Here is a 26,272-nt window from a genome sequence, read left to right as displayed (position 1 = left end):
TTATTTAGAGTATAATTCGACGATAAATTGTTCGTTGATATTTTCTGGAATTTGAACTCTAGCAGGAATTGAAACATAGGTTCCTTGTTTAGTTTCGCTGTTCCATGTCATCCACTCATAAACGTTGTTAGAGTTAGACAATGCATTTTGAATAGTTTCAAGAGATTTAGATTTCTCTCTTACGGCAATAACATCACCTGCCTTTAATTGGTAAGAAGGAATGTTTACAATTTCTCCGTTTACAGTGATGTGTCTGTGAGAAACTAATTGACGTGCACCACTACGTGATGGCGACAAGCCCAATCTGAAAACCACGTTATCTAAACGAGACTCGCATAATTGTAACAACACCTCACCGGTAATACCCGTTGCAGCAGTTGCTTTTTTAAACATGTTTCTAAATTGCCTTTCCAAAATACCATAAGTGTATTTTGCTTTTTGCTTTTCCATTAACTGAATAGAGTATTCAGATTTTTTTCCACGACGCTTGTTAGCTCCGTGTTGACCTGGAGGATAGTTTCTTTTTTCGAAAGCTTTATCATCTCCAAAAATAGCTTCACCGAATTTTCGGGCTATTTTAGTTTTAGGACCAGTATATCTTGCCATTTCTTAAATTAAATTATGAGAGTGTTTATGAATTAAGGTCTTAATCTTATCCTTCGATAAACAATAATCTCTCGTTGATACTTGTTATTGATTTTTTTCAGTTTGCAAATTTACACATAAAAAACTAATATCAACCATTTAAAATGATTGATATTAGTTACTAGCATGTTATAAATTATACACGTCTACGTTTTGGAGGACGACATCCATTATGTGGCAATGGTGTAACATCAATAATTTCTGTTACTTCAATACCTGCATTGTGGATAGAGCGGATAGCAGATTCTCTCCCGTTACCTGGTCCTTTTACATATACTTTTACTTTTTTCAATCCCGCTTCTCTTGCTACAGCTGCAGCATCTTCAGCGGCCATCTGGGCAGCATAAGGAGTGTTCTTTTTAGAACCTCTAAAGCCCATTTTACCAGCTGATGACCATGAAACTACATCACCTTTTTTGTTTGTCAAAGAGATAATGATGTTGTTGAATGAAGCAGCAATGTGTGCTTCTCCATTAGCTTCAACAATAACCTTACGTTTTTTAACTTTTGTACTTGACTTTGCCATAATATTTAGTTTTTAGTATTAGTTTATAGTCGCTAGAATCCTAAACCGTTAAATTTCAAACAGATTCTTTCCAACGTCTAAAGACTAAAGACTATTTTTATTTCGTTGCTTTTTTCTTGTTAGCAACAGTTTTTCTTCTACCTTTTCTAGTTCTAGAGTTGTTTTTAGTACGTTGACCTCTTAATGGAAGTCCAGCTCTATGACGAATTCCTCTGTAACATCCAATATCCATTAAACGCTTGATGTTCAACTGGATTTCTGAACGCAACTCACCCTCAATAGTTAAGGCCCCTACAGCTTCACGAATATTACTAATTTCGTCATCTGTCCAGTCTTGAACTTTTGTGTTTTCATCAACTTTAGCTTGTGCTAAAATGTCTTTTGCTCTGCTCGCACCTATCCCGTAGATGTAAGTTAAAGAGATTACTCCTCTTTTCTGTTTTGGTATATCAACACCTGCAATTCTTGCCATATCTATCCTTGTCTTTGTTTGAATCTAGGATTCTTTTTGTTAATGACGTAAAGTCTACCTTTTCTGCGCACTAGTTTACAGTCTGCGCTTCGTTTTTTAACTGATGCTCTTACTTTCATCTGTTTATTTTATTAGTTTTATACTGTGAGATAAAATCTTTAGATCCTATCCTTGTTAGTACCTATAAGTTATGCGAGCCTTAGATAAATCATAAGGGCTCATTTCCAATTTTACTTTGTCTCCTGGTAACAGTTTGATGTAGTGCATACGCATTTTACCAGAAATATGCGCTGTTACAATATGTCCATTTTCTAATTCAACACGGAACATAGCATTGGATAATGCTTCAATAATTGATCCGTCTTGTTCTATTGCTGCTTGTTTTGCCATAATAATATTAAGCTACTGCTTTTCTATTTTTGCCGGTTTTCATTAAGCCATCATAGTGCTTGTTCAACAAGTATGAGTTAACCTGTTGCATCGTGTCTATTGCAACTCCTACCATAATCAAAAGTGAAGTTCCACCAAAGAACAATGCCCACCCTTGCTGTACGCCCATCAACTTAACTACAACCGCCGGGAACACAGCAATCATTGCCAAAAAGATAGAACCTGGTAAGGTAATTTGAGACATTATCTTATCGAGATACTCAGATGTTTCAGTTCCTGGTCTAATACCCGGAATGAAGCCACCACTACGTTTTAAATCATCTGCCATTTTATTGGTAGGTACTGTAATTGCCGTATAAAAATACGTGAAAATGATAATTAACAAAGCAAATACAACATTATACCAAAGACCAAAGATGTCAGAGAAATTAGTCTGTAACCAGACGCCAACCGTTCCTTCACCTAAACCTTTACCTATTAAAGTAGGAACAAACATAATTGCTTGAGCAAAGATGATTGGCATAACTCCAGAGGCATTCAACTTTAAAGGCAAGAACTGACGTGATCCAAATACATTCTTCTCATATCCGCCAGACGCAGTACGACGTGCATATTGAACCGCAATCTTACGAACACCCATGACCAACATAATTGATAGTAAGATGATCACAAACCAAATTACCAATTCAATTAATACCATCATCAATCCACCATTTCCACCACCTTCTAATCTAGAAGCATAGTTTTGAATAAATGATGCAGGCATACGCGCTATGATACCAACCATGATCAATAATGAAATTCCATTACCAATTCCTTTGTCAGTGATCTTTTCACCCAACCACATGGCAAAGACACATCCTGTTACCAAAATAATTACTGAAGACACATAAAACATAGTCCCTGTTCCCAATAAAAATGCACTGGAAGGAATACCTAATGCCGGTAAACTAGCCAAATAACCAGGGGCTTGCACCAAACAGATGCCGATAGTTAACCAACGTGTAATTTGGGTAATCTTTTTTTGACCACTTGCACCATCCTTTTGTAATTTTTGAAGATAAGGAATTGCGATACCCATCAACTGAACAACAATCGAAGCAGAAATGTAAGGCATGATCCCTAAAGCAAATACTGAAGCATTTGCAAAAGCGCCACCTGTAAATGCATTAAGAAGCCCTAAAATACCTTGATCAGTGTTACTGGCCAAAGCACCCAATTGATTTGCATCAATTCCTGGCAATACTACTTGAGCACCAAAACGATAAACTAAAAGTAGACCAAGCGTAAGCATGATTCTATCTTTTAGTTCTGTTATTTTCCAAACATTTTTTAAAGTCTCTATAAATTTCATCCTCTAAATGGTCTTATAAAGTTACAGCTTCTCCTCCTGCGGCTTCAATAGCAGCTTTTGCTGAAGCGGTAAATTTATGAGCAGTTACTTTTAATTTTGACTTCAACTCGCCACGACCTAGAATTTTAACAAGATCATTCTTGTCAACAAGTCCTAATTCTAACAAGGTAACAAAATCAACAGTATCTGTTATCACATTATCATCCACCAATTGTTGTAACTTATCAAGATTCACTCCCTGATATTCTACACGATTGATATTTGTAAATCCAAATTTAGGCACACGTCTTTGAAGTGGCATTTGACCACCTTCAAATCCTACTTTCTTAGAATAACCAGAACGTGATTTAGCTCCCTTGTGACCACGAGTTGCGGTACCACCTTTTCCAGAACCTTGTCCTCTACCTATTCTTTTGCCTTGATTTTTAACTGACCCTTCAGCCGGTTTTAAATTACTTAAATCCATTATTATGCTGTATTATTTTGTTTCTACAATAGAAACTAAATGTTGAACTTTATTAATCATTCCAAGGATACTTGGCGTGTCATCATGCTCAACAACCTGATTCATCTTATGCAAACCTAAAGACTCTAATATCCTCTTTTGTGTTTGCGTACGGTTGATTGCACTTCTTACTTTTTGTACTTTAATCTTTGCCATTATTCTATAGATTAACCGTTAAATACTTTATCAAGTGAAATTCCTCTGTCCTTCGCTACAGATTTAGCATCTCTTAATTGTAACAAAGCATCAAAAGTTGCTTTTACTACGTTATGAGGGTTTGAAGATCCTTGAGATTTTGATAATACATCATGTACACCAACAGCCTCTAAAACCGTTCTTACTGCTCCACCAGCAATCACACCAGTACCTTCAGCAGCTGGAATGATATTTACTCTTGCACCGCCATACTTTCCTTTTTGTTCGTGTGGCAATGTTTTTTTAAGGATTGGAATTCTCACTAAGTTCTTTTTAGCATCTTCAATGCCTTTAGCAATTGCAGTGGCCACGTCTTTAGATTTACCTAAACCTTGACCAACAACGCCTGCCTCATCTCCAACTACTACAATAGCTGAAAAACCGAATGCTCTACCACCTTTGGTAACTTTCGTTACTCTTTGAACGCCTATAAGATGATCTTTAAGGTCTAAACCACTTGGCTTTACTAATTCTGCGTTTTTATATTTTCGATACATAATCTCTTAAAATTTTAGTCCTGCTTCTCTAGCACCATCTGCTAATGATTTTACTCTTCCGTGATATTGATACCCACCTCTATCAAAAGAAATAGTTTCCACCCCAGCTTTTAAGGCTCTTTCACCAATAGCTTTACCAACTAAGGCCGCTATTTCGGTTTTAGTTCCTTTAGCAGAACTAATGTCCTTGTCTCTTGAAGATGCAGCACTAATAGTATTACCAGTAACATCGTCTATAATTTGAGCATAAATTTCTTTATTGCTTCTAAATACAGCTAAACGAGGTCTTGCTTCTGTTCCAGAAATAACCTTACGGATTCTGCTTTTTATTCTTAATCTACTTTGATTTTTTGTCAATGCCATAACTAAACGATTATGCTGATTTACCTGCTTTTCTTCTTAATACTTCTCCTACAAATTTAATTCCTTTTCCTTTGTAAGGTTCTGGTTTTCTATAGCCGCGAATTTTCGCTGCAACTTGTCCAACCAACTGTTTGTCGTGAGAAGTTAATTTAATGATCGGGTTCTTTCCTTTCTCAGAAATTGTTTCAACGGTCACTTCAGGAGCTACGTCTAAAACAATATTGTGAGAGAAACCTAGAGCCAAATCTAATCTTTGTCCTTGGTTAGATGCTCTATAACCTACACCTACCAATTCTAATTTCTTAGTCCAACCTTCAGAAACACCTTCTACCATATTCTTTACCAATGATCTATATAGACCATGGTTAGTTCTTGCTTCTTTACTGTCTGAAGGGCGTGCCACTGACACTTGACCATCTTCAACAGTAATTTCAACGCCTTCAAATTTTTGAGTTAATTCACCCAACTTACCTTTTACGGTAATTAGGTTGTCTTGGACGTTTATTGTAACCCCTTGTGGGATTGCTACTGGATTATTACCTATTCTTGACATATCTTCTCTTTATTAGTAAACGTAGCACAATAATTCACCACCAACATTTTGTTTATGCGCTTGCTTTCCTGTCATTACTCCGTAAGAAGTAGAGACTATAGCAATCCCAAGCCCGTTAAGGATTCTTGGCATTTCGCTAGAGCTTGCATATTTACGTAAACCTGGTTTACTTATTCTTTGAATTTTTCTGATTACCGGTTCTTTAGTCTCTTTGTTATACTTAAGCGCTATCTTAATAGAGCCCTGTACAGAAGAGTCATCAAACTTGTAACTTAAAATATATCCTTGATCGAATAATATTTTAGTAATTTCTTTTTTCAGATTGGATGCAGGAATTTCAACAACTCTGTGGTTGGCCTTTACTGCATTTCTAACTCTTGTTAGATAATCTGCGATTGGATCTGTATTCATTTATATTAAATTGCGGACGTGGTTTTTGGTTCTCCCCAAACCTACGCCCAGTTTATACTCTTATTGAGATGCAAAATGTTGCATCTTTACAACGTGATGCATCGCGTTGTATATGAAACGCATGGTGTAGCGCTTCTACCAGGATGCTTTTCTAACTCCCGGGATCAAGCCTTGGTTTGCCATTTCGCGCAACATTACACGGGAGATTCCAAAAATACGAACGTATCCTCTTGGTCTTCCTGTTAATTTACAACGGTTGTGCAAACGTACCGGTGATGCATTTCTTGGTAATTTTTGTAAAGCCTCATAATCTCCAGCCTCTTTCAAAGCTTTACGTTTATCAGCATACTTATCTACCATTTTTTGTCTCTTCACCTCACGGGCTTTCATTGATTCTTTAGCCATATCTTAGTTCTTTTGAAAAGGTAAACCTAATTCTGTTAATAACGATTTTGCTTCTTTATCTGTATCAGCTGTAGTAACAAAGGCAACATCCATTCCTGAAATATTGTTAACTTTATCAATATCCATCTCTGGGAAGATAATTTGCTCAGTAATACCTAAGTTATAGTTACCTCTACCGTCAAAGCCAGTTGCTTTAATACCGTTAAAGTCTCTTACTCGTGGTAAAGCTGATGTCACCAAACGGTCTAGGAACTCGTACATTTGCTCTCCGCGTAATGTAACTCTAGCACCAATTGGCATACCTTTACGTAACTTAAACGTTGCGATATCTTTTTTTGATACTGTAGGAACTGCTTTTTGACCAGATATTTTAGTCAACTCTTCCACGGCATGATCTACTAATTTCTTATCGGCAACTGCAGCACCAACTCCTTTGGATATAACTATCTTTGTAAGTTTAGGAACTTGCATTACGTTTTTATATCCGAATTCTTCTGTAAGAGTTGTAACAATTTTGTCCTTGTACTCTTGTTTTAATCTTGGAATATAAGCCATAACTAAATTACTTCATTTGATTTTTTTGAAAATCTCACTTTTTTATCGCCTTCCATTCTATAACCAACACGTGTTGTCTCACCTTTAGTATTTAAAAGTGATAGGTTGGAAATATGAATGGGCGCTTCTTTCTCTACAATGCCACCCTGAGGGCTTTGTGCACTTGGTTTAGTATGTTTCTTAACCATGTTCACGCCTTCAACGATCGCTTTGTTCTTATCTTTTAAGATTTTTACAACCTTGCCTTCTGTACCTTTATGGTCTCCGGCAATAACTTGTACTGTATCTCCCGATTTTATTTTAAACTTTGTCATCTTATTAGTCATTAAAGCACTTCAGGTGCCAATGATACAATTTTCATGAATTGCTTATCACGAAGTTCTCTTGCAACAGGTCCAAAAACACGTGTGCCTCTCATTTCTCCCTGCGGGTTTAAAAGCACACAAGCGTTATCGTCAAATCTGATATAAGATCCGTCTGGACGTCTTACTTCTTTCTTGGTACGTACAACAACAGCTGTAGAAACAGCACCTTTCTTAATGTTACCATTAGGTGTTGCATCTTTTACAGAAACAACTATCTTGTCACCTACAGAAGCATATCTTCTTTTAGTACCGCCTAGAACACGGATAGTCAAAACTTCCTTTGCCCCAGTGTTATCAGCTACTTTTAATCTTGATTCTTGTTGTAACATAATTACTTCGCTCTTTCAATTATTTCTACTAATCTCCAACTTTTAGATTTACTTAAAGGTCGTGTTTCCATGATCTTTACCGTATCTCCAATGTTACAGTCGTTTGTCTCATCGTGTGCAACGTATTTCTTCGTTTTCAACACGAATTTTCCATACATAGGATGTTTTACTTTTTTAACTTCGGCAACAACGATGGACTTCATCATTTTGTTACTAGTTACAACTCCTATACGTTCTTTTCTTAAATTTCTTTTTTCCATCTTTCAGCGGAATACAAATTATTGTACTTCTCTTTTAGTTAATTCGGTTGCAATTCTTGCTACAGAACGTCTGACGTTGCGTAATTGAATCGGATTTTCTAAAGGAGAGATTGCATGAGCCATATTCAGGTCAGCATAACTCTTTTTAGTTTCACCTAACTTATCTTGTAATTCAGCTGTAGAAAGCTGTTTAATTTCTGATTGCTTCATAATATCTATGTATTAAGCTTCGTAATCTCTAGCGATTAAGAATTTTGTTTTTACAGGTAATTTTTGAGCCGCCAAACGTAATGCTTCTTTAGCAACGTCTAATGGCACGCCACCTACTTCAAACATAATTCTACCTGGTTTCACTACAGCTACCCAATATTCTACAGCACCTTTACCTTTACCCATACGTACTTCTAAAGGTTTTTTGGTGATAGGCTTGTCTGGAAATATTTTGATCCAAAGTTGCCCCTCTCTTTTCATAAAACGTGTTGCTGCAATACGAGCTGCTTCTATTTGACGAGATGTTAAAAACATTCCCGTTTCGTGTACCGATTTTATACCGAACGTTCCATTTGAAAGTTCATGTCCTCTACCGGAATTTCCCTTCATGCGGCCTTTTTGCTGCTTACGGAATTTCGTCTTTCTAGGTTGTAACATTTTTCTTTAACTTTAAAAATTACTTTCTACGGCGGGGTTTGTTATTCCCACCACGTCTTGGCGCATCAGATCCTCCTTTGCCACCTTGTTTCTTGGATAAACCAACCAACGGGGAAAGTTCTCTCTTACCATACACTTCACCTTTCATGATCCATACTTTAACACCCAATCTACCATAAGTAGTATGTGCCTCAACTAAAGCATAGTCAATATCGGCTCTAAACGTTGATAATGGAATTCTTCCTTCTTTGTAGTGCTCTGAACGCGCCATCTCAGCACCGTTTAGACGACCACTAATTTGAATCTTGATCCCTTCAGCATTCATACGCATTGTTGCAGCAATTGCCATTTTGATGGCACGTCTGTAAGAAATACGATTCTCGATTTGACGAGCAACGCTAGATGCCACTAAAAAGGCATCCAATTCTGGTCTCTTGATTTCGAAGATGTTCAATTGAACTTCCTTATCAGTAATTTTCTTAAGCTCCTCTTTTAACTTGTCTACCTCTTGACCACCCTTCCCGATAATGATACCAGGTCTTGCAGTAGTGATAGTAACGGTTACAAGTTTAAGCGTACGCTCAATAATTACTCTCGACACACTTGCTTTAGATAAACGAGCGTGAACATATTTTCTAATCTTATCGTCTTCAGCAAGTTTATCTCCATAATCATTGCCACCATACCAGTTAGATTCCCATCCTCTGATAATTCCTAAACGATTTCCGATTGGATTTGTCTTTTGTCCCATATCTCTATTTAAGCTTGTGTATTATTGTTTGCTCCAATGACCACGGTAACGTGGTTGGAACGTTTTCTAATTCTGTGTGCGCGACCTTGAGGTGCTGGACGCAGTCTCTTCAACATGGCACCACCATCTACTCTGATCTCTTTTACGAATAAATCAGCATCTTCAATGCTTGCATCTTCGTTTTTCGCTTGCCAGTTGGCAATTGCCGAAAGAACCAATTTCTCTAAACGACGAGATGCTTCTTTTGGACTAAATCTTAAGATATTAAGAGCCATTTCTGCTTTTTGTCCTCTCACCAAATCCGCAACTAAGCGCATTTTTCTTGGTGATGTAGGACAGTTATTAAGCTTTGCAAAAGCGATGTGCTTTTTTTCTTCCTTAATAGCGTCTGCCATTTGTTTTTTACGACTTCCCATAGCTCTACTTATTTTTTACCTTTATTTTTTGCACCTGCGTGACCTCTAAAAGATCGTGTAGGTGAAAATTCTCCTAATTTGTGACCTACCATGTTCTCAGTTACATAAACCGGTACAAATTGACGACCATTGTGAACAGCGATAGTTTGCCCAACAAAATCTGGTGAAATCATAGAGGCTCTAGACCACGTTTTGATAACCGTTTTCTTGTTTGAAGCTACATTGTCTTCAACTTTCTTACTCAATTTATAATGGATGTAAGGTCCTTTTTTTAATGAACGTGCCATATTATCTCAATTATTTCTTTCTACGTTCTACAATATACTTATTACTAGCTTTGGTCTTAGTACGTGTTCTATAACCTTTAGCTGGAATACCATTTCTTGATCTTGGATGACCACCTGAAGCTTTACCTTCACCACCACCCATTGGGTGATCGACAGGGTTCATAACTACTGGTCTAACTCTTGGACGTCTTCCTAACCATCTACTTCTACCTGCTTTACCAGATACAATCAACTGATGGTCATGATTAGATACAGCGCCAATAGTTGCCATACATTCTACAAGGATCAAACGTGTTTCACCTGAAGGCAATTTCACTGAAGCGAATTTCCCATCTCTCGCCATTAATTGAGCGAATGAACCAGCACTTCTTGCCATAATCGCTCCTTGTCCAGGACGCAATTCAATACATGAAATGATAGTACCAAGTGGCACATACTTCAAGGTCATTGCATTTCCAATTTCTGGAGCAATGTTTTCAGTACCTGAAACCACATTCTGTCCAACTTTTAAACCAGTTTGAGCAATAACATATCGTTTCTCACCATCTTGATAATTCAAAAGAGCGATAAAAGCTGTTCTGTTTGGATCGTACTCGATAGACGCTACTTCCGCTGGAACTCCAGGTTTGTTACGTTTGAAATCGATGATACGATATCTTCTTTTATGACCACCACCAAGCTGGCGTACGGTCATTTTTCCTTGACTGTTTCTACCACCAGATCGCTTGTTCGGAACGAGTAAACTCTTCTCCGGCTTATCAGTAGTAATGGCGTCAAAACCATTTACTACTCTAAATCGCTGACCTGCTGTGATCGGTTTTAATTTTCTTACTGACATTTGTCTTTAATTACATGTTAGTGTATAAATCAATAGATTCACCTTCCGCCAGCTGTACTAATGCTTTTTTAACAGCATTAGTTTTACCATGTTGAATACCTGTCTTTGTATGACGGGTTCTTCTGTCTGGACGGACATTTATAGTACGAACTTTTTCAACGGAAACGCCATAAGCAGCTTCCACTGCTTTTTTTATTTCAACCTTGTTCGCCTTCGTATTTACCTGAAAGCTATAGCAGTTGTTCAACTCACTATTCATAGTCGCTTTTTCAGTAATAATAGGTTTAATTAAGATGCTCATGTTTCCTTATTTACTTAAATTCGATTCAATTCCTTCTAAAGCACTTTCTAAAAGGACTAACTTATTTGCATTTAAAATCTTGTAAGTGCTTAATTCTGAGTTCATTACAACTTCAGAACCTTTTAAATTACGTGAGGACAAATATACATTATTATTTGAAGCACCCAACACAAACAAAGATTTTTTATTCTCAACTCCCAACGCTTTCAATACGTTAGTGAAGTTTTTCGTGTTTGGAGTATCAAAATTGAAATCTTCCATTACCACGATTTCTGAACTATTGGCTTTCATTGTTAAGGCTGATTTACGTGCTAAACGCTTCACGCCTTTGTTCAATTTAAAGCTATAGTTTCTTGGTCTTGGACCAAACATACGTCCACCACCTCTAAATACACCAGACTTGATAGATCCTGCACGTGCAGTACCAGTACCTTTCTGTTTTTTAATCTTACGTGTACTTCCAGAGATCTCAGCTCTTTCTTTAGCCTTGTGCGTTCCTTGACGTTGGTTAGCAAGATATTGCTTAACATCTAAGTAAACTGCATGATTATTAGGCTCAATAGCAAACACCTCTGCAGAAAGTTCAACCTCTCTACCTGTGCTTTTTCCGTTTATATCTACAACTGCTACTTTCATTATTTCTGAATAATTACATAAGAGTTTTTATGACCAGGAACACATCCTTTAACCACCAATAAGTTCTTTTCAGGAACTACTTTGTAAACTCTTAAATTTTCAACATTCACTCTTTCGCCCCCCATTCTTCCGGCCATCTTTATTCCTTTAAAGACTCTTGCTGGATATGAAGCAGCACCAATAGAACCTGGAGCTCTTAAACGGTTGTGTTGACCATGCGTAGCTTGACCAACTCCTGCAAAACCATGACGTTTTACAACCCCTTGGAATCCTTTTCCTTTAGATGTACCCGTAATGTCAACAAATTCACCTTCGATGAAATGATCAACAGTGATGGCATCGCCTAATTTGTAATCTTCTCCAAATCCTTGGAATTCAACGACTTTTCTTTTAACAGAAGTACCGGCTTTTTTAGCATGACCTGCTTCAGCCTTAGTGGAACTTTTCTCTGTCTTGTCATCGAAACCAAGTTGAAGAGCACTATACCCGTCAACCTCTTCGGTTCTGACTTGGGTGACGATATTAGGACCAACTTCGATTACTGTACATGGAATGTTTTTTCCATTTTCATCAAAGATGCTGGTCATACCGATTTTTTTTCCAATTAACCCAGACATAAATATTAATTTGTTTGTTATGGACAATTCACGACTTGTCCGCTTTTGTTTTTGATAGATAATCCGTGACTTACCTAGACTATTTAAAAATATTCAGGGCCGAAAATACTTCAGCCCTGAATGTATTTTTACCGTTTTTCCCTAACCGACGTTAGGGACATGTTGAGCGCGCAATGCATTGCAACTCTGCGCAAACGCATAAGTTTGCGACTCTATACCTTAATCTCTACTTCTACACCACTTGGCAACTCCAGTTTCATCAAAGCATCAATTGTTTTTGACGAAGAGCTATAGATATCCAAAAGTCTTTTGTAAGAACTTAATTGGAACTGTTCTCTCGCTTTTTTGTTAACGTGTGGAGAACGCAAAACTGTAAAGATTTTTTTATCTGTAGGTAAAGGAATAGGACCAGTAACCACTGCACCTGTACTTTTTACCGTTTTAACAATCTTGTCAGCAGATTTGTCCACCAAACTGTGATCGTAAGATTTTAGTTTTATTCTGATTTTTTGACTCATTTTCTTAAAATTTAAGCTTCTACGCCTTTAGCTGCTTTAATCACCTCTTCAGATATGTTAGAAGGAGTTTCTGCATAATGTGAAAATTCCATAGTTGATGTTGCACGCCCTGAAGACAAGGTTCTCAATGTTGTAACATATCCAAACATTTCAGATAACGGCACCGTTGCTTTTACAGTTTTTGCTCCAGCTCTATCACCCATATCACTCATTTGTCCTCTACGACGGTTAAGGTCACCAACAATATCACCCATGTTTTCTTCTGGAGTGATTACTTCAATCTTCATTATAGGCTCCATGATCACCGCCTTCGCAGCTTTTGCAGCATTTCTAAATCCAATCTTAGCAGCCAACTCAAATGATAGTTGATCAGAATCGACATCATGGTACGAACCATCTGTCAATGTTACTTTCATAGCATCAACTTCGTAGCCCGCCAAAGGTCCATTGACCATAGCTTGTTTAAATCCTTTTTCAATAGATGGGATAAATTCTTTAGGAACGTTACCACCTTTGATTGCAGAAATAAACTCTAAACCAGTTTTGCCTTCCTCCGCTGGCTCCAATGTAAATTGGATATCAGCAAATTTACCGCGTCCACCAGATTGCTTTTTGTAAACCTCTCTATGTTGTGCAGGTCTAGTAATAGCTTCTTTGTATTCCACTTGCGGCGCTCCTTGGTTTACTTCAACCTTGAACTCACGACGCATACGGTCAACAATAATATCTAAGTGAAGCTCACCCATTCCAGAAATAATAGTCTGTCCTGAAGCCTCATCCGTTCTTACGGTAAACGTTGGGTCTTCCTCTGCCAATTTAGACAGCGCCATACCCATTTTATCAACATCTGCTTTAGTTTTAGGCTCAACCGCGATACCAATAACTGGATCTGGAAAGTCCATAGATTCTAAAACAATAGGATGTTTTTCATCAGACATGGTATCCCCAGTCTTAATGTCTTTAAATCCAACGGCTGCTCCAATATCACCTGCTTCAATAAAATCAAGAGCAATTTGTTTATTAGAGTGCATTTGGTAGATGCGCGAGATACGTTCTTTTTTACCTGAACGGTTGTTTAAGATATAAGAACCGGCGTCCAATCGACCAGAATAAACTCTGAAGAATGCCAAACGACCTACAAATGGATCTGTTGCAATCTTAAATGCCAAGGCTGAAAATGGTTCAGCAACACTTGGTTTACGTCTTTCTTCTTTTTCTGTATCTGGATTGACACCAATAACACTTTCTCTATCCATTGGAGAAGGCAAATAGCGACAAACAGCATCCAACAAAAACTGAACCCCTTTATTTTTGAATGATGAACCACATACCATTGGTATAATAGCCATATCCATAACGGCAGCTCTAAGCGCAGCGTGTACTTCGTCTTCTGTAATAGAGTTTTCATCTTCCATGAATTTCTCTAATAGGTTTTCGTCGTAACTTGCAACTTCTTCTATTAATAAAGCTCTGTATTCACGCACTTCATCCTTCATTTCTTCAGGAATCGCTACCACGTCAAATGTAGAACCAAAGTTCTCATCATGCCATACTATAGCTCTGTTTTTAACTAGATCCACAATACCTTTAAAATCACCTTCGTCTCCGATAGGCAATACAATTGGCACCGCATTAGAACCTAGCATTTCTTTTACTTGTTTGTTAACCTCTAAAAAGTTAGAACCTTGACGGTCCATTTTATTAACAAATCCAATTCTTGGCACCTTATAATTATCGGCTAATCTCCAGTTAGTTTCAGACTGTGGCTCAACACCATCAACCGCACTAAACAAGAATACCAACCCATCAAGAACACGTAATGAACGGTTTACTTCAACCGTAAAATCAACGTGACCTGGAGTGTCAATAATATTAAAGTGATAACTTTGTGCATCTTCTGTTGGCTCACCGTTTTCTTTAGGAAAAACCCAATCACAAGTTGTTGCAGCCGAAGTAATTGTTATCCCTCTTTCTGCTTCTTGCTCCATCCAGTCCATTGTAGATGAGCCTTCGTGAGTTTCACCTAATTTATGGTTAACACCGGTATAAAATAAGATACGCTCTGTAGTAGTTGTTTTTCCAGCATCAATATGTGCTGCAATCCCAATATTTCTTGTAAGTAATAAATCTCTTGCCATATACTAGAATCTAAAGTGTGAGAATGCTTTATTAGCTTCTGCCATTTTATGTGTATCCATACGCTTTTTAACAGCGGCGCCTTCTTCCTTGGCTGCTGCTAAAATTTCAGCAGCAAGCTTTGCTGGCATGGATTTTTCATTTCTTTTACGTGAATAACTAATCAACCACTTCATGGCTGTAGATACTTTACGGTCTGGACGAATTTGCATTGGTATTTGGAATGTTGCACCTCCAACACGACGACTACGTACTTCTACGTGAGGCATTACGTTAGATAAAGCATCTTTCCATGTTTCCAAGGCCGTTTTTTCTTCATCAGTTTTCTTTGATTCTACAATGTCAATCGCATCGTAAAATACTTTAAAAGCTACGGACTTCTTTCCATCCCACATCATCATGTTAACGAAACGAGTTACTAACTGGTCGTTAAAACGTGGATCTGGTAAAAGCGGTCTCTTTTTTGCTGCTCTTTTTCTCATGTCTTCTTTTTGAGTTTAATTGTCTATCGTTAATCGTTGTTCGCCTAAATGCAGTGCATTCAAAATTCATAACTCATAACTCAAAACTTGATTTTACTTCTTAGGGCGTTTTGTTCCGTACTTAGATCTACGTTGCGTTCTACCTGTAACACCTGCGGTGTCCAAAGCTCCACGAACAATGTGATATCTAACTCCTGGCAAATCCTTTACCCTTCCACCTCTAACCAATACTATCGAGTGCTCCTGTAGATTATGACCCTCACCGCCGATGTATGCATTGACCTCGTTACCGTTTGTTAAACGCACCCTTGCTACCTTACGCATTGCTGAGTTAGGTTTCTTAGGCGTCGTCGTGTAAACACGAGTACACACACCACGTCTTTGTGGACACGAATCAAGGGCAACCGATTTACTCTTCTTGGTTATTTTGGTTCTTCCTTTTCGTACTAATTGTGAAATTGTTGGCATATATTTCTATATAAATTTGTTTTACTCCTCGCTTTTGAGGGCTGCAAAGGTAAAGAATAATTTCTTTTTTTCAAATGTAAATTGATTATTTTTCAAATCTTTACGCATTTATTTATCATTGCACCTAATTATGATTTAATTTTTACCTTAGCTTTGAGGATGTTTAAGCAATATATGGTTTTGAGAACAGCGTTTTTCACATGTTTTTTTGGGTGCGTGTCCTCTTCAATCCTCTTTGCACAGTCCTTACATCTTACAGCTACCACTAATAAAGATGATTCACTAATTATTGAAGCATTGGACTATCAAAAAACCTTCAACGACTACAACGCGTTGCAAATAGAGGTGACCAACATTGCAGAAACCCTATCTCGGTTAGGATACTTAGAAAGTAAATTCATCAGTCTAAACAAAACGAATGACTCATCTTTTGTGGCAAATTATAAGATTGGTGAACTATATACAAAAGCGAGAATTTATTTTGATTCAAATTTTGATCAGAAAGTTCTAAAACTAATCTCACACACGATAACGGACAGTTATTTTGACCTCGCTGTAAATGATTTAGAGTCCAAACTCAACACCTTAAACTCAGAAATATCCAATACAGGCGACCCTTTTTCAACGCTCCAACTCCATAACATACGCCTGATTGACGGCATTTTGTACGCCGACCTCAGAATCATACAAAAACAAGAAAGGACCATTGATAACATTATTATTAAAGGGTATGAAAAATTCCCAGACTCATACGTAAAGCGCTACCTGAAAATTAAGGTCAATCAAACCTTCAATTTAAAAACTATAAAAGGAAAAACCACAGGATTGGAGAATTTACAGTTTGCTTCCCAAATAAAAGAACCCGAGATTCTCTTCACAAAAGACTCTACCCTCCTGTATCTCTATTTAGAAAAACAAAAAAGCAACACATTTGACGGATTTTTGGGTTTTGGCACCAACACGGAAACCGACAAAATTGAATTTGATGGCTACCTCAATCTCAAACTTATCAATAACCTCAATTATGGTGAATCACTAAGGTTACTCTATAAAAGCGATGAAAGTGAACAAAAGACTTTTGAAGTAAAGGCCAGGCTTCCCTATTTATTCAGCTCACCAATCGGAACGCAATTTGGTCTTCATATATTTAAAAAAGATTCTTCGTTTGTCACAACATCACAATTTGCCAAAATAGATTATCAAATCAATCCGAGAAACAGTCTCGACATAGGTATCAATGCTCAATCATCTACCAATTTACTAGAGAACAACATCATGTTTATAGCAGACTTTAAATCCACTTTTTACACCTTAGGCTACCACTACATAAAACCACAACGCCATGACAAGTTATTTCCGGTAAATTTCATTTTCGATATATCTACAGGTTTTGGGAGCAGAACTATTGAAAACTCGAATGAACCCCAGTCCAAATTTGAACTGAATTCTTTTAAAATCTTTAATTTGAATCCGAGAAATAGTATTTATGGCAATATCAGCGCTGCAATTTTAAATTCAGACACATATGTCGAAAACGAATTGTTTCGTTTTGGTGGTATCAATTCCATAAGAGGCTTTGAAGAAAACAGTTTGATGGCCAATTTATTTGCGGTGTTTAATTCAGAATACCGTTATAAAGTGACGAACACTTTATATGTCAACTCTATTATTGATGTAGCCTACTACGAAAATCAAATCCTTGCCATCAAAAGTAAACTTCTAGGATTAGGATTTGGCTTTGGTGTACTTACCCAAGCCGGACTTTTTAAATTGAACTACAGTAACGGTAGTGCAGATAATCAAGCCATAAAATTGTCGAATTCTAAAGTTCATATTAGTTTGTCGACAAGCTTTTAACCATTTCATATAGGGCATCACCTTAAATCTTCTCAACATTTTATGTGAGCACATTAATCCCAGGTTGTGTTAATAAAAATATAAAGCTGCATGTTTTCATGATAATTTGAAAAATTTTAAAACAATTGTAATACACGCAATTACGGGCTAACAACACTGTATTTCCCAATTCTAGACTTCAATAATTAAAACCTACTAAAACGTTATCGTAACACCAAACCCTTGTTTGACAGCAATTTAAAAAAATTAAATATGTTAAATTCAAATAAATTTCAAATTGGACCTTAATTTTATTGGTTTTTTAACTTTTTATTAGGACTTTTGGAGCTGGCTAATTCAAATTAATTTAAATATGAAAACAAAGTTTAGTGGAATTTTAACGCTATTACTAGCGTTCCTTGTGCAAATATCGTTTGCACAAGAAAAATCAATTTCAGGAACGGTATCAGATGTATCTGGTCTTCCTCTTCCTGGGGTTAACATTATTGTAAAAGGTACAACTAACGGAACTCAGACGGATTTTGATGGTAATTACACTATCACCGCTCAAACCGGAAATGTTTTAACTTTTACATACGTGGGATTGAAAAACCAAGAAGTTACGGTAGGCGCTTCTAATACTATCAATGTAACAATGCAAGAAGATGCTGCGGTGCTAGATGAAGTTGTAGTAACGGCTTTAGGTATTAAAAGAGAGAAGAAAAGTTTAGGTTATGCGACCCAAGAAGTTAAGGGTGACGCTGTATCGAACGTAAAAAGTTCTAACTTCGTGAACTCATTATCTGGGAAGGTTGCTGGTCTTGACATTAAAACATCTGGTACTCTAGGTGGTTCAACTCAAGTAGTCATTAGAGGTAATAACTCAATTGCTGGTAATAACCAAGCTTTATTTGTTATTGACGGAGTTCCTATAGATAACAGCAACTCAAACACTGCAGATCAGCAAGCTGGTAGAGGTGGTTATGATTACGGTAATGCTGCTTCTGACATTAATCCTGATGACATTGAATCAATTAACGTCCTAAAAGGTGCGGCTGCAACTGCTTTGTACGGTTCTCGTGCATCTAATGGTGTGGTCATGGTTACTACCAAAAAAGGTAAGGCTAGAAAAGGAGTTGGGGTTACTATTAGCTCAAGTATGACAATGGGTAGTCCTGATTCTTCAACATTACCAACTTATCAGAATAAATATGGTGCAGGGTACGGACCTGATTACGCATCTCCAGATGGTTATTTTGAATTGTACGATGTTGATGGTGATGGAATTAAAGATTTAACTACACCATTCACGGAAGATGCTTCATACGGTGCCGCATTTGATGAAAATTTAATGGTTTACCAATGGAATTCCATCTATCCGAAATTAGACACTTACCAACAAGCTACTCCATGGGTAGCAGGTAAGAACAATCCTAATTCAATTTACAAAAACTCTACAACTGCAGTTAACTCTGTATCTTTAGACGGTGGAAATGAAACCAGTTCATTCAGATTAGGTTTTACTAACTTATTGCAAGAAGGTAATTTACCAAATAGTGAAATCAAAAGAAATACGATAAATTTCTCTGGATCTCATGATTTAACTGACAGACTTACGGCGTCAACGACTTTTAATTTTATCAAAACTGATGGAAAAGGACGTTACGGAACAGGTTACGATGGATTAAACGTTATGCAATCTTTTAGACAATGGTTTCAAACGAATGTTGATTTTAAAGAACAAAAAGACGCCTACTTTGCAACAGGTGACAACGTTTCTTGGAATGCGAAGAGTCCTTTCGATTTAGCACCAGCTTATACAGACAATCCATACTGGGTATTCTATGAAAATTATGAAACAGACACACGTTCAAGATACTTTGGTAATGTTGCTTTAAATTACGAGATTACAAGTTGGTTAGGTGTACTAGGAAGATTTTCTTTTGATACCTACAGCGAGTTGCAAGAAGAAAGAATCAACGTAGGCAGTAATGCCGTATCGTCTTATTCACGCAAGAATAACAATATCGGTGAATACAACTATGATGTGATGTTGAATTTCAACAAAGATTTAACTGATAAGTTAAATTTAGAAGGTAATGCTGGTATTAACATTAGAAGAAATACCTACAACAGCATTTTTGCTGCTACTAACGGTGGTTTAAATTTAGCTGGACTTTATGCATTGTCTAACAGTGTGAGTCCTATTAATGCGCCTAATGAATATGACGCTACAACTATGGTTGATGGTGAATATATCCGTGCCAGTTTAGGTTATGACAACCTTGCTTATTTAGAAGGATCTTATAGATCTGACCGTTCTTCAACATTACCAAAAGACAACAATAGATATGGCTATTTTTCTGTATCAGGAAGTTTAGTGTTCTCTCAATTATTTGACGCGAGATGGCTATCATTTGGTAAATTAAGAGCTAACTATGCAGAAGTTGGAAACGATACAAATCCATATAGAGTTTTCAATACATTTGGTATTGGAACACCTTTTAATGGAAATGGAATTGCATCAAACCCAGGCGCTCAATCTAACAGAGAACTATTACCAGAAAGACAAGAAAGTTATGAGATTGGTTTAGAAATGCAATTTGCTGATAGACGTGTTGGTTTTGATATATCTTATTACAATACTCAAAACATTAACCAAATTACCAGCATTCCATTATCAACATCAACTGGTTATACATCAGCTATTAAAAATGCAGGAACCATTGAGAACAAAGGATTAGAAGTTCAATTAAATTTGACACCTCTCAAAAGTGAAAACTTCCAATGGGATATTACTGCAAACTGGTCTAAGAACGAAAGTTTAGTAGTTGAGCTACTAGGTGGTATCAAAAACTTACAATTAGCGTCATTACAAGGTGGAATATCCATCAATGCTACGCCAGGTGAGCCTTATGGTACGATTAGAGGTACTGATTTTGTTTATACAAATGGCCAAAAAACTGTTAAAGCCAACGGCTATTACGATAAAACGGCCACAAGTAATAACATTATCGGTGATATTAATCCTGACTGGAAAGGTGGTGTGTATAATAATTTCAAATACAAAAATTTCAACCTTGGTTTCTTAATTGACGTTCAAAAAGGTGGAGACGTATTCTCATTAGATACTTGGTATGGTTATGCAACAGGTCTATATGATTTCACTGCAGCGGATAATGATTTAGGCAACCCTGTTAGAAATCCTATTGTTGGAACTCCTGGTAACTACGCAGCCAATAGTGGTGGTGTAATTCTAGATGGTGTTCAAGCGGACGGATCTCCTAATAATGTTAGAGCAGATGCCACTACAGCTGGTAACCCTTGGGGATACGCAAGATCTACCAGTGCCGCGCACGTGTATGACGCTAGTTATGTGAAATTACGTGAAGCAAGTTTAACCTACAATCTTGGTGCTAAAGTATTAGATCAAACAGCGTTTACTGGAGTTTCCATTTCAATTATCGGTAGAAACTTATGGATCATTGACAAGAACACACCTTATGCTGATCCTGAAGCAGGTTTGAGTTCTGGTAATGTTCAAGGTTACCAATCCGGTGCATACCCGTCTATTAGAGAAATAGGTGCAAGTCTTAAACTACAGTTTTAAAATAAAAAAGAATTATGAAAAAAATAATATTAACCGTTTTCACTTTCGTAGCACTTGTGTCCTGCCAGTCAGACGCCGCCTACGAAGATTTAAATAGAGATCCTAAAAACCCAACGCAAGTTGAAGCCGATTTTTTATTCAACGCTGCTACCAAGAGTTTATATGATCAAATGACGAGTACCAATGTGAATACTAACGTTTTTAGAATGTTAGGCCAGCATTGGACAGAGACCACCTATATTGATGAGGCAAATTATAATCTTAATCAAAGAAATATACCTCAGAACCATTGGTCAGAAATGTACAGAGATGTCCTTTTGGATTTAACAACTGCTCGTGAAAATACAAACAACGATGCGGATTTAACTCAAGCAGAAAAAGACACAAGAAATGCTCAAATTGAAATACTCATGGTATATACTTGGGCACAATTGGTAGAAACTTATGGTGACATCCCATATACTCAAGCATTAAATGCTACTGAATACGTTTTACCAGTATATGATGATGCTGCAACAATTTACACTGATTTGCTTTCACGTTTAACTGCTGCTATCCCAACTATTACTGGTTCAGGTTTTGGTTCTTCAGACCCAATTTATGGCGGTGACTCTGCAAGTTGGAAAAAATTCGGAAACTCATTACTTTTAAGAATGGGAATCAGAGTTGCTGATGCTCCAGGATTTTCGTCTCTTGCACAAACAGCAGTTCAAACAGCTGTTAGTGGTGGTGTATTTACGTCAAATGCTGATAATGCTTCTTTAGTATATTCAAATACTACACCTAATACCAACCCAGTTTGGGTTGACTTAGTGCAATCAGGTCGTCAAGATTTCGTAATTGCCAATACTTTAGTAGATATAATGAATGATTTACAAGATCCAAGAAGACCTTATTACTTTGATGAAAACCTAGGTAGCGGTGTTTACAAAGGTGGACCATATGGAGACAGTAATAGTTATAATTTATACACACATGTTGGAGCTCCAATGTTAGATCCAACTAATCCAGCTTCATTGCTTGATTTTTCTGAAGTATCCTTTTATTTAGCTGATGCCGCAGAGCGTTCCCTATCTGGAACACCTGCTTTAGCTGAAGGATTCTACAACGCTGGTATTACAGCGTCATTTGATTACTGGGGCGTACCAGGTGTTGCAGCTTACTTAGCTAAACCTGACGTAAAGTATACCTCTGCTCCAGGAACTTGGAAAGAAAAAATTGGAAAACAATTATGGTTAGCTATGTACAACAGAGGTTATGAAGCATGGACTGCTTGGAGAACTTATGATGTACCAACCTTTAACTTACCTGTGGATACTGGAAATCCAGTACCTACAAGATATACATACCCTGTTAATGAGCAAAACCTAAACGTAGATAATTATACAGCAGCAGCATCGGCAATTGGTGGTGACGATCAAACAACCAAGTTGTTCTGGGATGTTAACTAAATAATCCTTTCTTACAATTATCTTAAAGCCTCTTAAGTTTCAAAACTTAAGAGGCTTTTTTTATGAATTCAGATTATCTTTAAGTCTATTACCGGTTATTTTATCACCCTTCTTTTTTATAGCACATCTAAAAATAAGAACGTTTATTTTATACCTTTACAGTATGGAACACGAAACAACTATTTTTGGAATCAGAGCGGTTATAGAAGCCATTAAATCTGGTGAAAACATTGATAAAATCTTTTTACAAAAAGGACTGCACGGCGAATTATTTACGGAACTCGAGCAGCTCTTGCATAAAGAACGCTTAAACTCTTCTTACGTTCCTGTTGAAAAACTCAACCGTCTTACTCAAAAAAACCATCAAGGCGTGGTGGCACAAATTGCGCCTATTAGCTTCTATCCTTTGGAAGAGTTGGTGACCAATGTACTTGAATCAGGTAAAACGCCCTTATTTCTATTGTTAGACCAGTTGAGTGATGTCCGTAATTTTGGTGCGATCATCAGAACTGCAGAATGTACCGGTGTTTCAGGAATTATCATTCAGAAAAAAGGTGGTGCCCCTGTAAATGGAGATACCATTAAAACAAGTGCAGGAGCCATTTTTAAAATTCCTATTTGCAAGGTGGATCATATAAAGGATGCCGTGTTTTATATGCAGGCATCTGGCATTAAAGTAATTGCTGCTACTGAAAAAACATACCAAAACCTTTATGATGTATCTTTTACAGAACCCTGTGCACTCATCATGGGATCCGAAGGAAGAGGCATCAATCCGTCCATCCTAAAAATCGTAGACGACAAAGCCAAACTGCCAATTTTAGGCGAGATTGAATCACTGAACGTTTCTGTGGCCTGTGGTGCGTTTTTGTATGAAGTGGTTAGACAGCGGCTGTAATGTGGGGATTAGGGATTATTTGGTTGACGATTAACGATTGAAGATTGACGATTAAAGATTGCCGAATTCTGACTGCCTACTACCGACTGCCTGACCTGCGGGAAATTTTATGAATTCTAAACTTTTTTATCCTTGGAGAACAGATAGAATCACTGAAAATTAGTTCTTCGGATTTTCCTTATAAATATAATTGTACTTTGGAATAATTTGTTTTTCCTCATCTTCTTTATTGGGGACAGTCGATGTCTCAATTTCTTTTTCAAGCTGCTGTCCGTCGGGCAGGCGGGCAATTTCATCTTCATTTTCTGGTGCGAGGTTTTCGATAAAATTTCCATTTTCGTCAAAATGCTTTAAAAACGGATCGTCGTCTTCATTATATTGTGGTTCCTGCCACACGTAGCGCTCAGGTTTGGCAATTGCCTTCCTGAAGACAAGGGCAAATACAAAACCCGTAATAAGTCCGCCCAAATGCCCCTCCCAAGACATCCCTTCCTTGATGGGGAAGACATACCAGATCATGCTGCCATATAAAAAAATAATCATTAAAGATAAGGCCACCAACCGATAATGCCTGGCCAAAATTCCTTTAAAGAAAATAAAACTGACCAGAACGTAGATGATGCCACTGGCCCCAATATGATTTGCCGGTCTGCCAATAGCCCAAGTAATTAAGCCTGAAAGCAAAATCCCATAAAGCAACACCTTCCATGCGATTTGCCTATAGAAATAGAATAGTGCCATGGTTAGAACTACTAGGGGAATACTGTTATGGTAAATGTGTTCAATGTCTGAATGAATGAGCGGGCTTAAAACAACACCTCGCAAACCAATGAGGGTTTCAGGGACAATGCCCCAAGTTTTAATAACCGGAAAGAATCGCACCTGTAACCAAAAAACGACCCAAATGAGCATCAAAAAAAAGACGGGATAAACCACAACGCCCGTTGAATACCTAAAATGTTGCTGATTGCTCATGGTTAAATTTAAAGGTTTATTATCAATTTCACATCCAATTGCTAGTAATATGAAAAATTGTCACGTTTCTGCATGAGTGATGGAGCGGGATTGTTTGAAATCCTTTTTGTTTTTTTTCAAACAAAAAGATTGAGCCGCGAGAGCACGACTTTTTTGTCCTTCACAAAAAAGGCATGCCCAAAAAAATATATTGAGATTCCTGTTTTCACAGGAATAGATGTAATTTTGCATTATGAACGCACCATTAGCAGAACGATTACGCCCACAGTACTTAAAGGACTATTTGAGTCAATCTCATTTGATTGGCGATCAAGGTGTCCTGACCCAACATATCAGGCAAGGTATTATTCCGTCGATGATTTTTTGGGGTCCACCAGGAACCGGAAAAACGACCTTGGCAAACATTATTGCCAATGAGTCCAACCGTCCGTTCTATAAATTGAGTGCCATCAATTCAGGTGTTAAGGACATCAGAGAAGTGATTGACAAAGCAAAACATAGTGGTGGATTATTTACGGCAAAAAATCCGCTTTTGTTTATTGATGAGATTCATAGGTTTAGCAAATCCCAACAAGACTCGTTGTTGGAAGCTGTTGAAAAAGGTTGGGTGACTTTAATTGGTGCAACGACTGAAAACCCGAGTTTTGAAGTCATCCCTGCCCTACTTTCGCGCTCCCAGGTATATGTGCTCAATTCGTTCGACAAAAAGGATTTGGAAGCACTATTGCATCGCGCTATTACTGAAGATGAAATTCTTTCTAAATGCGATATCCAACTCCAGGAAACTGAAGCCTTATTGCGACTTTCAGGAGGCGATGCCCGTAAACTTCTGAATATTTTTGAGCTGATTATCACCTCGTATGACGACAATGAAAAAATTGTGATTACCAATGACGCTGTACTTCAAAAAGTACAGAGCAATACGGTGCGCTATGACAAGACTGGGGAGCAACATTATGATATAATCTCGGCGTTTATAAAATCGATACGTGGAAGTGATCCCAATGCCGCTGTGTATTGGCTGGCACGTATGATTGAAGGTGGTGAAGATGTGAAATTTATTGCACGGCGCTTGCTCATTTTGGCGAGTGAAGATATTGGCAACGCCAATCCAACCGCATTGGTTATGGCCAATACTACCTTTCAGGCCGTTTCTGTGATTGGACATCCTGAGTCTCGAATTATTTTGAGCCAATGTGCCACCTATTTAGCGAGTTCTCCAAAAAGCAATGCCGCTTATGAAGCTATCGGAAGAGCGCAACAATTGGTTAGGGAAACGGGTGACTTATCGGTGCCATTATCCGTGCGTAATGCACCCACCAAACTCATGAAGGAATTGGGTTATGGCGATAACTACCAATATGCACATAGCTATGAAAACAACTTTGCACCACAAGAGTTTCTTCCTGAAGATATCAAGAATACTAAATTGTACAATCCGGGAAATAATGCCCGGGAAAATGCGCAGCGTGAGTTTCTAAAACAGCGGTGGAAAACTAAATATGGGTATTAGAGGGTAGAGATTAGAAGGTAGAGGTTTTAGGGAATAGAAAGATAAAAGACCATAGAACCTATAAAA

36 protein-coding genes are annotated in these 26,272 nt (G+C 37.5%); 5 read left to right on the top strand and 31 right to left on the bottom strand.

Annotated features, from left to right (window positions below; translation table 11 throughout):
* From rpsD to rpsL, 30 genes are all read right to left on the bottom strand, one after another.
* Positions 1–606 carry a 30S ribosomal protein S4 gene (gene rpsD, locus G525_RS0110000; RefSeq protein WP_027126055.1) on the bottom strand — a complete coding sequence of 202 codons (606 nt, stop codon included), beginning with the start codon at positions 604–606 and terminating at the stop codon, positions 1–3.
* A 175-nt stretch (positions 607–781) separates the two neighbouring features.
* Entirely contained in the window at positions 782–1,171 is a 390-nt protein-coding gene (gene rpsK / locus G525_RS0109995; protein WP_027126054.1) for a 30S ribosomal protein S11, read from the bottom strand.
* A 97-nt stretch (positions 1,172–1,268) separates the two neighbouring features.
* Complete coding sequence (gene rpsM / locus G525_RS0109990) at positions 1,269–1,643, bottom strand: 30S ribosomal protein S13 (protein WP_027126053.1); 375 nt, start codon at positions 1,641–1,643, stop codon at positions 1,269–1,271.
* A 2-nt stretch (positions 1,644–1,645) separates the two neighbouring features.
* Positions 1,646–1,762, bottom strand: a complete 117-nt coding sequence (gene ykgO, locus G525_RS22050; protein WP_008269159.1) for a type B 50S ribosomal protein L36 — start codon at positions 1,760–1,762, stop codon at positions 1,646–1,648.
* 55 nt (positions 1,763–1,817) lie between these two features.
* Positions 1,818–2,033, bottom strand: a complete 216-nt coding sequence (infA, locus tag G525_RS0109985; protein ID WP_027126052.1) for a translation initiation factor IF-1 — start codon at positions 2,031–2,033, stop codon at positions 1,818–1,820.
* Positions 2,034–2,040: 7 nt separating this feature from the next.
* A complete protein-coding gene (secY, locus tag G525_RS0109980) occupies positions 2,041–3,387 on the bottom strand; it encodes a preprotein translocase subunit SecY (protein ID WP_027126051.1) in 1,347 nt (448 codons plus the stop codon).
* 13 nt (positions 3,388–3,400) lie between these two features.
* Positions 3,401–3,853: a 50S ribosomal protein L15 gene (rplO, locus tag G525_RS0109975; protein ID WP_027126050.1), complete on the bottom strand. Its 453-nt coding sequence runs from the start codon at positions 3,851–3,853 to the stop codon at positions 3,401–3,403.
* Between the two features lie 12 nt (positions 3,854–3,865).
* The gene (rpmD, locus tag G525_RS0109970; RefSeq protein ID WP_027126049.1) at positions 3,866–4,048 is read right to left on the bottom strand and encodes a 50S ribosomal protein L30; all 183 of its coding nucleotides are present in this window, start codon (positions 4,046–4,048) and stop codon (positions 3,866–3,868) included.
* A gap of 11 nt (positions 4,049–4,059) precedes the next feature.
* Positions 4,060–4,584 carry a 30S ribosomal protein S5 gene (rpsE, locus tag G525_RS0109965; protein WP_027126048.1) on the bottom strand — a complete coding sequence of 175 codons (525 nt, stop codon included), beginning with the start codon at positions 4,582–4,584 and terminating at the stop codon, positions 4,060–4,062.
* A 6-nt stretch (positions 4,585–4,590) separates the two neighbouring features.
* Positions 4,591–4,947: a 50S ribosomal protein L18 gene (rplR, locus tag G525_RS0109960; protein WP_027126047.1), complete on the bottom strand. Its 357-nt coding sequence runs from the start codon at positions 4,945–4,947 to the stop codon at positions 4,591–4,593.
* 10 nt (positions 4,948–4,957) lie between these two features.
* Positions 4,958–5,500 carry a 50S ribosomal protein L6 gene (rplF, locus tag G525_RS0109955; RefSeq protein ID WP_027126046.1) on the bottom strand — a complete coding sequence of 181 codons (543 nt, stop codon included), beginning with the start codon at positions 5,498–5,500 and terminating at the stop codon, positions 4,958–4,960.
* Between the two features lie 12 nt (positions 5,501–5,512).
* Positions 5,513–5,911, bottom strand: a complete 399-nt coding sequence (gene rpsH, locus G525_RS0109950; RefSeq protein ID WP_027126045.1) for a 30S ribosomal protein S8 — start codon at positions 5,909–5,911, stop codon at positions 5,513–5,515.
* A gap of 135 nt (positions 5,912–6,046) precedes the next feature.
* Positions 6,047–6,316: a 30S ribosomal protein S14 gene (rpsN, locus tag G525_RS0109945; protein ID WP_027126044.1), complete on the bottom strand. Its 270-nt coding sequence runs from the start codon at positions 6,314–6,316 to the stop codon at positions 6,047–6,049.
* 3 nt (positions 6,317–6,319) lie between these two features.
* On the bottom strand, positions 6,320–6,871 hold the full coding sequence (rplE, locus tag G525_RS0109940; protein WP_027126043.1) for a 50S ribosomal protein L5: 552 nt from the start codon (positions 6,869–6,871) through the stop codon (positions 6,320–6,322).
* Positions 6,872–6,873: 2 nt separating this feature from the next.
* Positions 6,874–7,185: a 50S ribosomal protein L24 gene (gene rplX / locus G525_RS0109935; protein ID WP_027126042.1), complete on the bottom strand. Its 312-nt coding sequence runs from the start codon at positions 7,183–7,185 to the stop codon at positions 6,874–6,876.
* Positions 7,186–7,196: 11 nt separating this feature from the next.
* Positions 7,197–7,565 (bottom strand): 50S ribosomal protein L14, encoded by a 369-nt coding sequence (gene rplN / locus G525_RS0109930; protein WP_027126041.1) that lies wholly within the window; start codon positions 7,563–7,565, stop codon positions 7,197–7,199.
* Positions 7,566–7,567: 2 nt separating this feature from the next.
* A complete protein-coding gene (gene rpsQ, locus G525_RS0109925) occupies positions 7,568–7,825 on the bottom strand; it encodes a 30S ribosomal protein S17 (RefSeq protein ID WP_027126040.1) in 258 nt (85 codons plus the stop codon).
* A gap of 18 nt (positions 7,826–7,843) precedes the next feature.
* Positions 7,844–8,035, bottom strand: a complete 192-nt coding sequence (gene rpmC / locus G525_RS0109920) for a 50S ribosomal protein L29 (protein ID WP_027126039.1) — start codon at positions 8,033–8,035, stop codon at positions 7,844–7,846.
* Between the two features lie 12 nt (positions 8,036–8,047).
* Positions 8,048–8,473, bottom strand: coding sequence for a 50S ribosomal protein L16 (rplP, locus tag G525_RS0109915; protein ID WP_027126038.1), 426 nt, complete (start codon positions 8,471–8,473; stop codon positions 8,048–8,050).
* A gap of 19 nt (positions 8,474–8,492) precedes the next feature.
* The gene (gene rpsC, locus G525_RS0109910; protein ID WP_027126037.1) at positions 8,493–9,224 is read right to left on the bottom strand and encodes a 30S ribosomal protein S3; all 732 of its coding nucleotides are present in this window, start codon (positions 9,222–9,224) and stop codon (positions 8,493–8,495) included.
* Between the two features lie 8 nt (positions 9,225–9,232).
* Positions 9,233–9,640 carry a 50S ribosomal protein L22 gene (rplV, locus tag G525_RS0109905; RefSeq protein ID WP_027126036.1) on the bottom strand — a complete coding sequence of 136 codons (408 nt, stop codon included), beginning with the start codon at positions 9,638–9,640 and terminating at the stop codon, positions 9,233–9,235.
* An 8-nt stretch (positions 9,641–9,648) separates the two neighbouring features.
* Entirely contained in the window at positions 9,649–9,927 is a 279-nt protein-coding gene (gene rpsS, locus G525_RS0109900) for a 30S ribosomal protein S19 (protein ID WP_027126035.1), read from the bottom strand.
* A gap of 10 nt (positions 9,928–9,937) precedes the next feature.
* Positions 9,938–10,765 carry a 50S ribosomal protein L2 gene (gene rplB / locus G525_RS0109895; protein ID WP_027126034.1) on the bottom strand — a complete coding sequence of 276 codons (828 nt, stop codon included), beginning with the start codon at positions 10,763–10,765 and terminating at the stop codon, positions 9,938–9,940.
* Positions 10,766–10,775: 10 nt separating this feature from the next.
* Entirely contained in the window at positions 10,776–11,066 is a 291-nt protein-coding gene (gene rplW, locus G525_RS0109890; RefSeq protein WP_027126033.1) for a 50S ribosomal protein L23, read from the bottom strand.
* 6 nt (positions 11,067–11,072) lie between these two features.
* A complete protein-coding gene (gene rplD / locus G525_RS0109885) occupies positions 11,073–11,702 on the bottom strand; it encodes a 50S ribosomal protein L4 (protein ID WP_027126032.1) in 630 nt (209 codons plus the stop codon).
* On the bottom strand, positions 11,702–12,319 hold the full coding sequence (gene rplC, locus G525_RS0109880; RefSeq protein ID WP_027126031.1) for a 50S ribosomal protein L3: 618 nt from the start codon (positions 12,317–12,319) through the stop codon (positions 11,702–11,704). The genes rplD and rplC overlap by 1 nt, the downstream gene beginning before the upstream one ends.
* Before the next feature lie 212 nt (positions 12,320–12,531).
* Positions 12,532–12,837, bottom strand: coding sequence for a 30S ribosomal protein S10 (gene rpsJ, locus G525_RS0109875; protein WP_027126030.1), 306 nt, complete (start codon positions 12,835–12,837; stop codon positions 12,532–12,534).
* A gap of 11 nt (positions 12,838–12,848) precedes the next feature.
* Positions 12,849–14,975 (bottom strand): elongation factor G, encoded by a 2,127-nt coding sequence (gene fusA, locus G525_RS0109870; protein ID WP_027126029.1) that lies wholly within the window; start codon positions 14,973–14,975, stop codon positions 12,849–12,851.
* A 3-nt stretch (positions 14,976–14,978) separates the two neighbouring features.
* Positions 14,979–15,455: a 30S ribosomal protein S7 gene (rpsG, locus tag G525_RS0109865; protein WP_027126028.1), complete on the bottom strand. Its 477-nt coding sequence runs from the start codon at positions 15,453–15,455 to the stop codon at positions 14,979–14,981.
* A 93-nt stretch (positions 15,456–15,548) separates the two neighbouring features.
* Entirely contained in the window at positions 15,549–15,923 is a 375-nt protein-coding gene (gene rpsL, locus G525_RS0109860) for a 30S ribosomal protein S12 (RefSeq protein WP_027126027.1), read from the bottom strand.
* Positions 15,924–16,082: 159 nt separating this feature from the next.
* Between rpsL and G525_RS0109855 the strand changes: the two genes are divergently transcribed.
* The 4 genes from G525_RS0109855 (at position 16,083) to rlmB (ending at position 23,718) form a co-directional block, all read left to right on the top strand.
* Positions 16,083–17,780: a POTRA domain-containing protein gene (locus G525_RS0109855; protein ID WP_245577767.1), complete on the top strand. Its 1,698-nt coding sequence runs from the start codon at positions 16,083–16,085 to the stop codon at positions 17,778–17,780.
* Positions 17,781–18,132: 352 nt separating this feature from the next.
* Positions 18,133–21,369 (top strand): SusC/RagA family TonB-linked outer membrane protein, encoded by a 3,237-nt coding sequence (locus G525_RS0109850; RefSeq protein WP_027126025.1) that lies wholly within the window; start codon positions 18,133–18,135, stop codon positions 21,367–21,369.
* A 56-nt stretch (positions 21,370–21,425) separates the two neighbouring features.
* Positions 21,426–22,820, top strand: coding sequence for a SusD/RagB family nutrient-binding outer membrane lipoprotein (locus G525_RS0109845; RefSeq protein WP_342662753.1), 1,395 nt, complete (start codon positions 21,426–21,428; stop codon positions 22,818–22,820).
* A 163-nt stretch (positions 22,821–22,983) separates the two neighbouring features.
* Positions 22,984–23,718 (top strand): 23S rRNA (guanosine(2251)-2'-O)-methyltransferase RlmB, encoded by a 735-nt coding sequence (gene rlmB, locus G525_RS0109840; protein WP_027126023.1) that lies wholly within the window; start codon positions 22,984–22,986, stop codon positions 23,716–23,718.
* A 159-nt stretch (positions 23,719–23,877) separates the two neighbouring features.
* On the opposite strand, the gene G525_RS0109835 is transcribed toward rlmB, so the two are convergent.
* A complete protein-coding gene (locus tag G525_RS0109835; protein WP_027126022.1) occupies positions 23,878–24,693 on the bottom strand; it encodes a rhomboid family intramembrane serine protease in 816 nt (271 codons plus the stop codon).
* Between the two features lie 232 nt (positions 24,694–24,925).
* Between G525_RS0109835 and G525_RS0109830 the strand changes: the two genes are divergently transcribed.
* Positions 24,926–26,206 (top strand): replication-associated recombination protein A, encoded by a 1,281-nt coding sequence (locus G525_RS0109830; protein ID WP_027126021.1) that lies wholly within the window; start codon positions 24,926–24,928, stop codon positions 26,204–26,206.
* The last annotated feature ends 66 nt before the right edge of the window (positions 26,207–26,272 follow it).

Source organism: Gelidibacter mesophilus DSM 14095, assembly GCF_000423005.1.
GTDB lineage: Bacteria > Bacteroidota > Bacteroidia > Flavobacteriales > Flavobacteriaceae > Gelidibacter > Gelidibacter mesophilus.
The sequence above is the reverse complement of the archived record's forward strand: the minus strand, read 5'-3'. Positions and strand labels throughout refer to the sequence as shown.

What these genes read in the sequence shown, in the direction of transcription:
- rpsN (WP_027126044.1), bottom strand. Translation starts at nt 6,316, where the DNA reads ATGGCTAAAGAATCAATGAAAGCCCGTGAGGTGAAGAGACAAAAAATG.
- rplR (WP_027126047.1), bottom strand. Translation starts at nt 4,947, where the DNA reads ATGGCATTGACAAAAAATCAAAGTAGATTAAGAATAAAAAGCAGAATC.
- G525_RS0109835 (WP_027126022.1), bottom strand. Translation starts at nt 24,693, where the DNA reads ATGAGCAATCAGCAACATTTTAGGTATTCAACGGGCGTTGTGGTTTAT.
- G525_RS0109850 (WP_027126025.1), top strand. Translation starts at nt 18,133, where the DNA reads ATGAAAACAAAGTTTAGTGGAATTTTAACGCTATTACTAGCGTTCCTT.
- rplV (WP_027126036.1), bottom strand. Translation starts at nt 9,640, where the DNA reads ATGGGAAGTCGTAAAAAACAAATGGCAGACGCTATTAAGGAAGAAAAA.
- rplO (WP_027126050.1), bottom strand. Translation starts at nt 3,853, where the DNA reads ATGGATTTAAGTAATTTAAAACCGGCTGAAGGGTCAGTTAAAAATCAA.
- rpsE (WP_027126048.1), bottom strand. Translation starts at nt 4,584, where the DNA reads ATGTATCGAAAATATAAAAACGCAGAATTAGTAAAGCCAAGTGGTTTA.
- rpsC (WP_027126037.1), bottom strand. Translation starts at nt 9,224, where the DNA reads ATGGGACAAAAGACAAATCCAATCGGAAATCGTTTAGGAATTATCAGA.
- rpsJ (WP_027126030.1), bottom strand. Translation starts at nt 12,837, where the DNA reads ATGAGTCAAAAAATCAGAATAAAACTAAAATCTTACGATCACAGTTTG.
- rplF (WP_027126046.1), bottom strand. Translation starts at nt 5,500, where the DNA reads ATGTCAAGAATAGGTAATAATCCAGTAGCAATCCCACAAGGGGTTACA.
- infA (WP_027126052.1), bottom strand. Translation starts at nt 2,033, where the DNA reads ATGGCAAAACAAGCAGCAATAGAACAAGACGGATCAATTATTGAAGCA.
- rplE (WP_027126043.1), bottom strand. Translation starts at nt 6,871, where the DNA reads ATGGCTTATATTCCAAGATTAAAACAAGAGTACAAGGACAAAATTGTT.
- rpsG (WP_027126028.1), bottom strand. Translation starts at nt 15,455, where the DNA reads ATGAGAAAAAGAGCAGCAAAAAAGAGACCGCTTTTACCAGATCCACGT.
- rpmD (WP_027126049.1), bottom strand. Translation starts at nt 4,048, where the DNA reads ATGGCAAAGATTAAAGTACAAAAAGTAAGAAGTGCAATCAACCGTACG.
- G525_RS0109830 (WP_027126021.1), top strand. Translation starts at nt 24,926, where the DNA reads ATGAACGCACCATTAGCAGAACGATTACGCCCACAGTACTTAAAGGAC.
- rpsQ (WP_027126040.1), bottom strand. Translation starts at nt 7,825, where the DNA reads ATGGAAAAAAGAAATTTAAGAAAAGAACGTATAGGAGTTGTAACTAGT.
- G525_RS0109855 (WP_245577767.1), top strand. Translation starts at nt 16,083, where the DNA reads ATGTTTAAGCAATATATGGTTTTGAGAACAGCGTTTTTCACATGTTTT.
- ykgO (WP_008269159.1), bottom strand. Translation starts at nt 1,762, where the DNA reads ATGAAAGTAAGAGCATCAGTTAAAAAACGAAGCGCAGACTGTAAACTA.
- rlmB (WP_027126023.1), top strand. Translation starts at nt 22,984, where the DNA reads ATGGAACACGAAACAACTATTTTTGGAATCAGAGCGGTTATAGAAGCC.
- rplW (WP_027126033.1), bottom strand. Translation starts at nt 11,066, where the DNA reads ATGAGCATCTTAATTAAACCTATTATTACTGAAAAAGCGACTATGAAT.
- rplD (WP_027126032.1), bottom strand. Translation starts at nt 11,702, where the DNA reads ATGAAAGTAGCAGTTGTAGATATAAACGGAAAAAGCACAGGTAGAGAG.
- secY (WP_027126051.1), bottom strand. Translation starts at nt 3,387, where the DNA reads ATGAAATTTATAGAGACTTTAAAAAATGTTTGGAAAATAACAGAACTA.
- rpsM (WP_027126053.1), bottom strand. Translation starts at nt 1,643, where the DNA reads ATGGCAAGAATTGCAGGTGTTGATATACCAAAACAGAAAAGAGGAGTA.
- rplX (WP_027126042.1), bottom strand. Translation starts at nt 7,185, where the DNA reads ATGACAAAGTTTAAAATAAAATCGGGAGATACAGTACAAGTTATTGCC.
- rplC (WP_027126031.1), bottom strand. Translation starts at nt 12,319, where the DNA reads ATGTCTGGGTTAATTGGAAAAAAAATCGGTATGACCAGCATCTTTGAT.
- rpsD (WP_027126055.1), bottom strand. Translation starts at nt 606, where the DNA reads ATGGCAAGATATACTGGTCCTAAAACTAAAATAGCCCGAAAATTCGGT.
- rplN (WP_027126041.1), bottom strand. Translation starts at nt 7,565, where the DNA reads ATGTTACAACAAGAATCAAGATTAAAAGTAGCTGATAACACTGGGGCA.
- rpsS (WP_027126035.1), bottom strand. Translation starts at nt 9,927, where the DNA reads ATGGCACGTTCATTAAAAAAAGGACCTTACATCCATTATAAATTGAGT.
- rplP (WP_027126038.1), bottom strand. Translation starts at nt 8,473, where the DNA reads ATGTTACAACCTAGAAAGACGAAATTCCGTAAGCAGCAAAAAGGCCGC.
- fusA (WP_027126029.1), bottom strand. Translation starts at nt 14,975, where the DNA reads ATGGCAAGAGATTTATTACTTACAAGAAATATTGGGATTGCAGCACAT.
- rpmC (WP_027126039.1), bottom strand. Translation starts at nt 8,035, where the DNA reads ATGAAGCAATCAGAAATTAAACAGCTTTCTACAGCTGAATTACAAGAT.
- rpsK (WP_027126054.1), bottom strand. Translation starts at nt 1,171, where the DNA reads ATGGCAAAGTCAAGTACAAAAGTTAAAAAACGTAAGGTTATTGTTGAA.
- rpsL (WP_027126027.1), bottom strand. Translation starts at nt 15,923, where the DNA reads ATGCCAACAATTTCACAATTAGTACGAAAAGGAAGAACCAAAATAACC.
- rpsH (WP_027126045.1), bottom strand. Translation starts at nt 5,911, where the DNA reads ATGAATACAGATCCAATCGCAGATTATCTAACAAGAGTTAGAAATGCA.
- rplB (WP_027126034.1), bottom strand. Translation starts at nt 10,765, where the DNA reads ATGTCAGTAAGAAAATTAAAACCGATCACAGCAGGTCAGCGATTTAGA.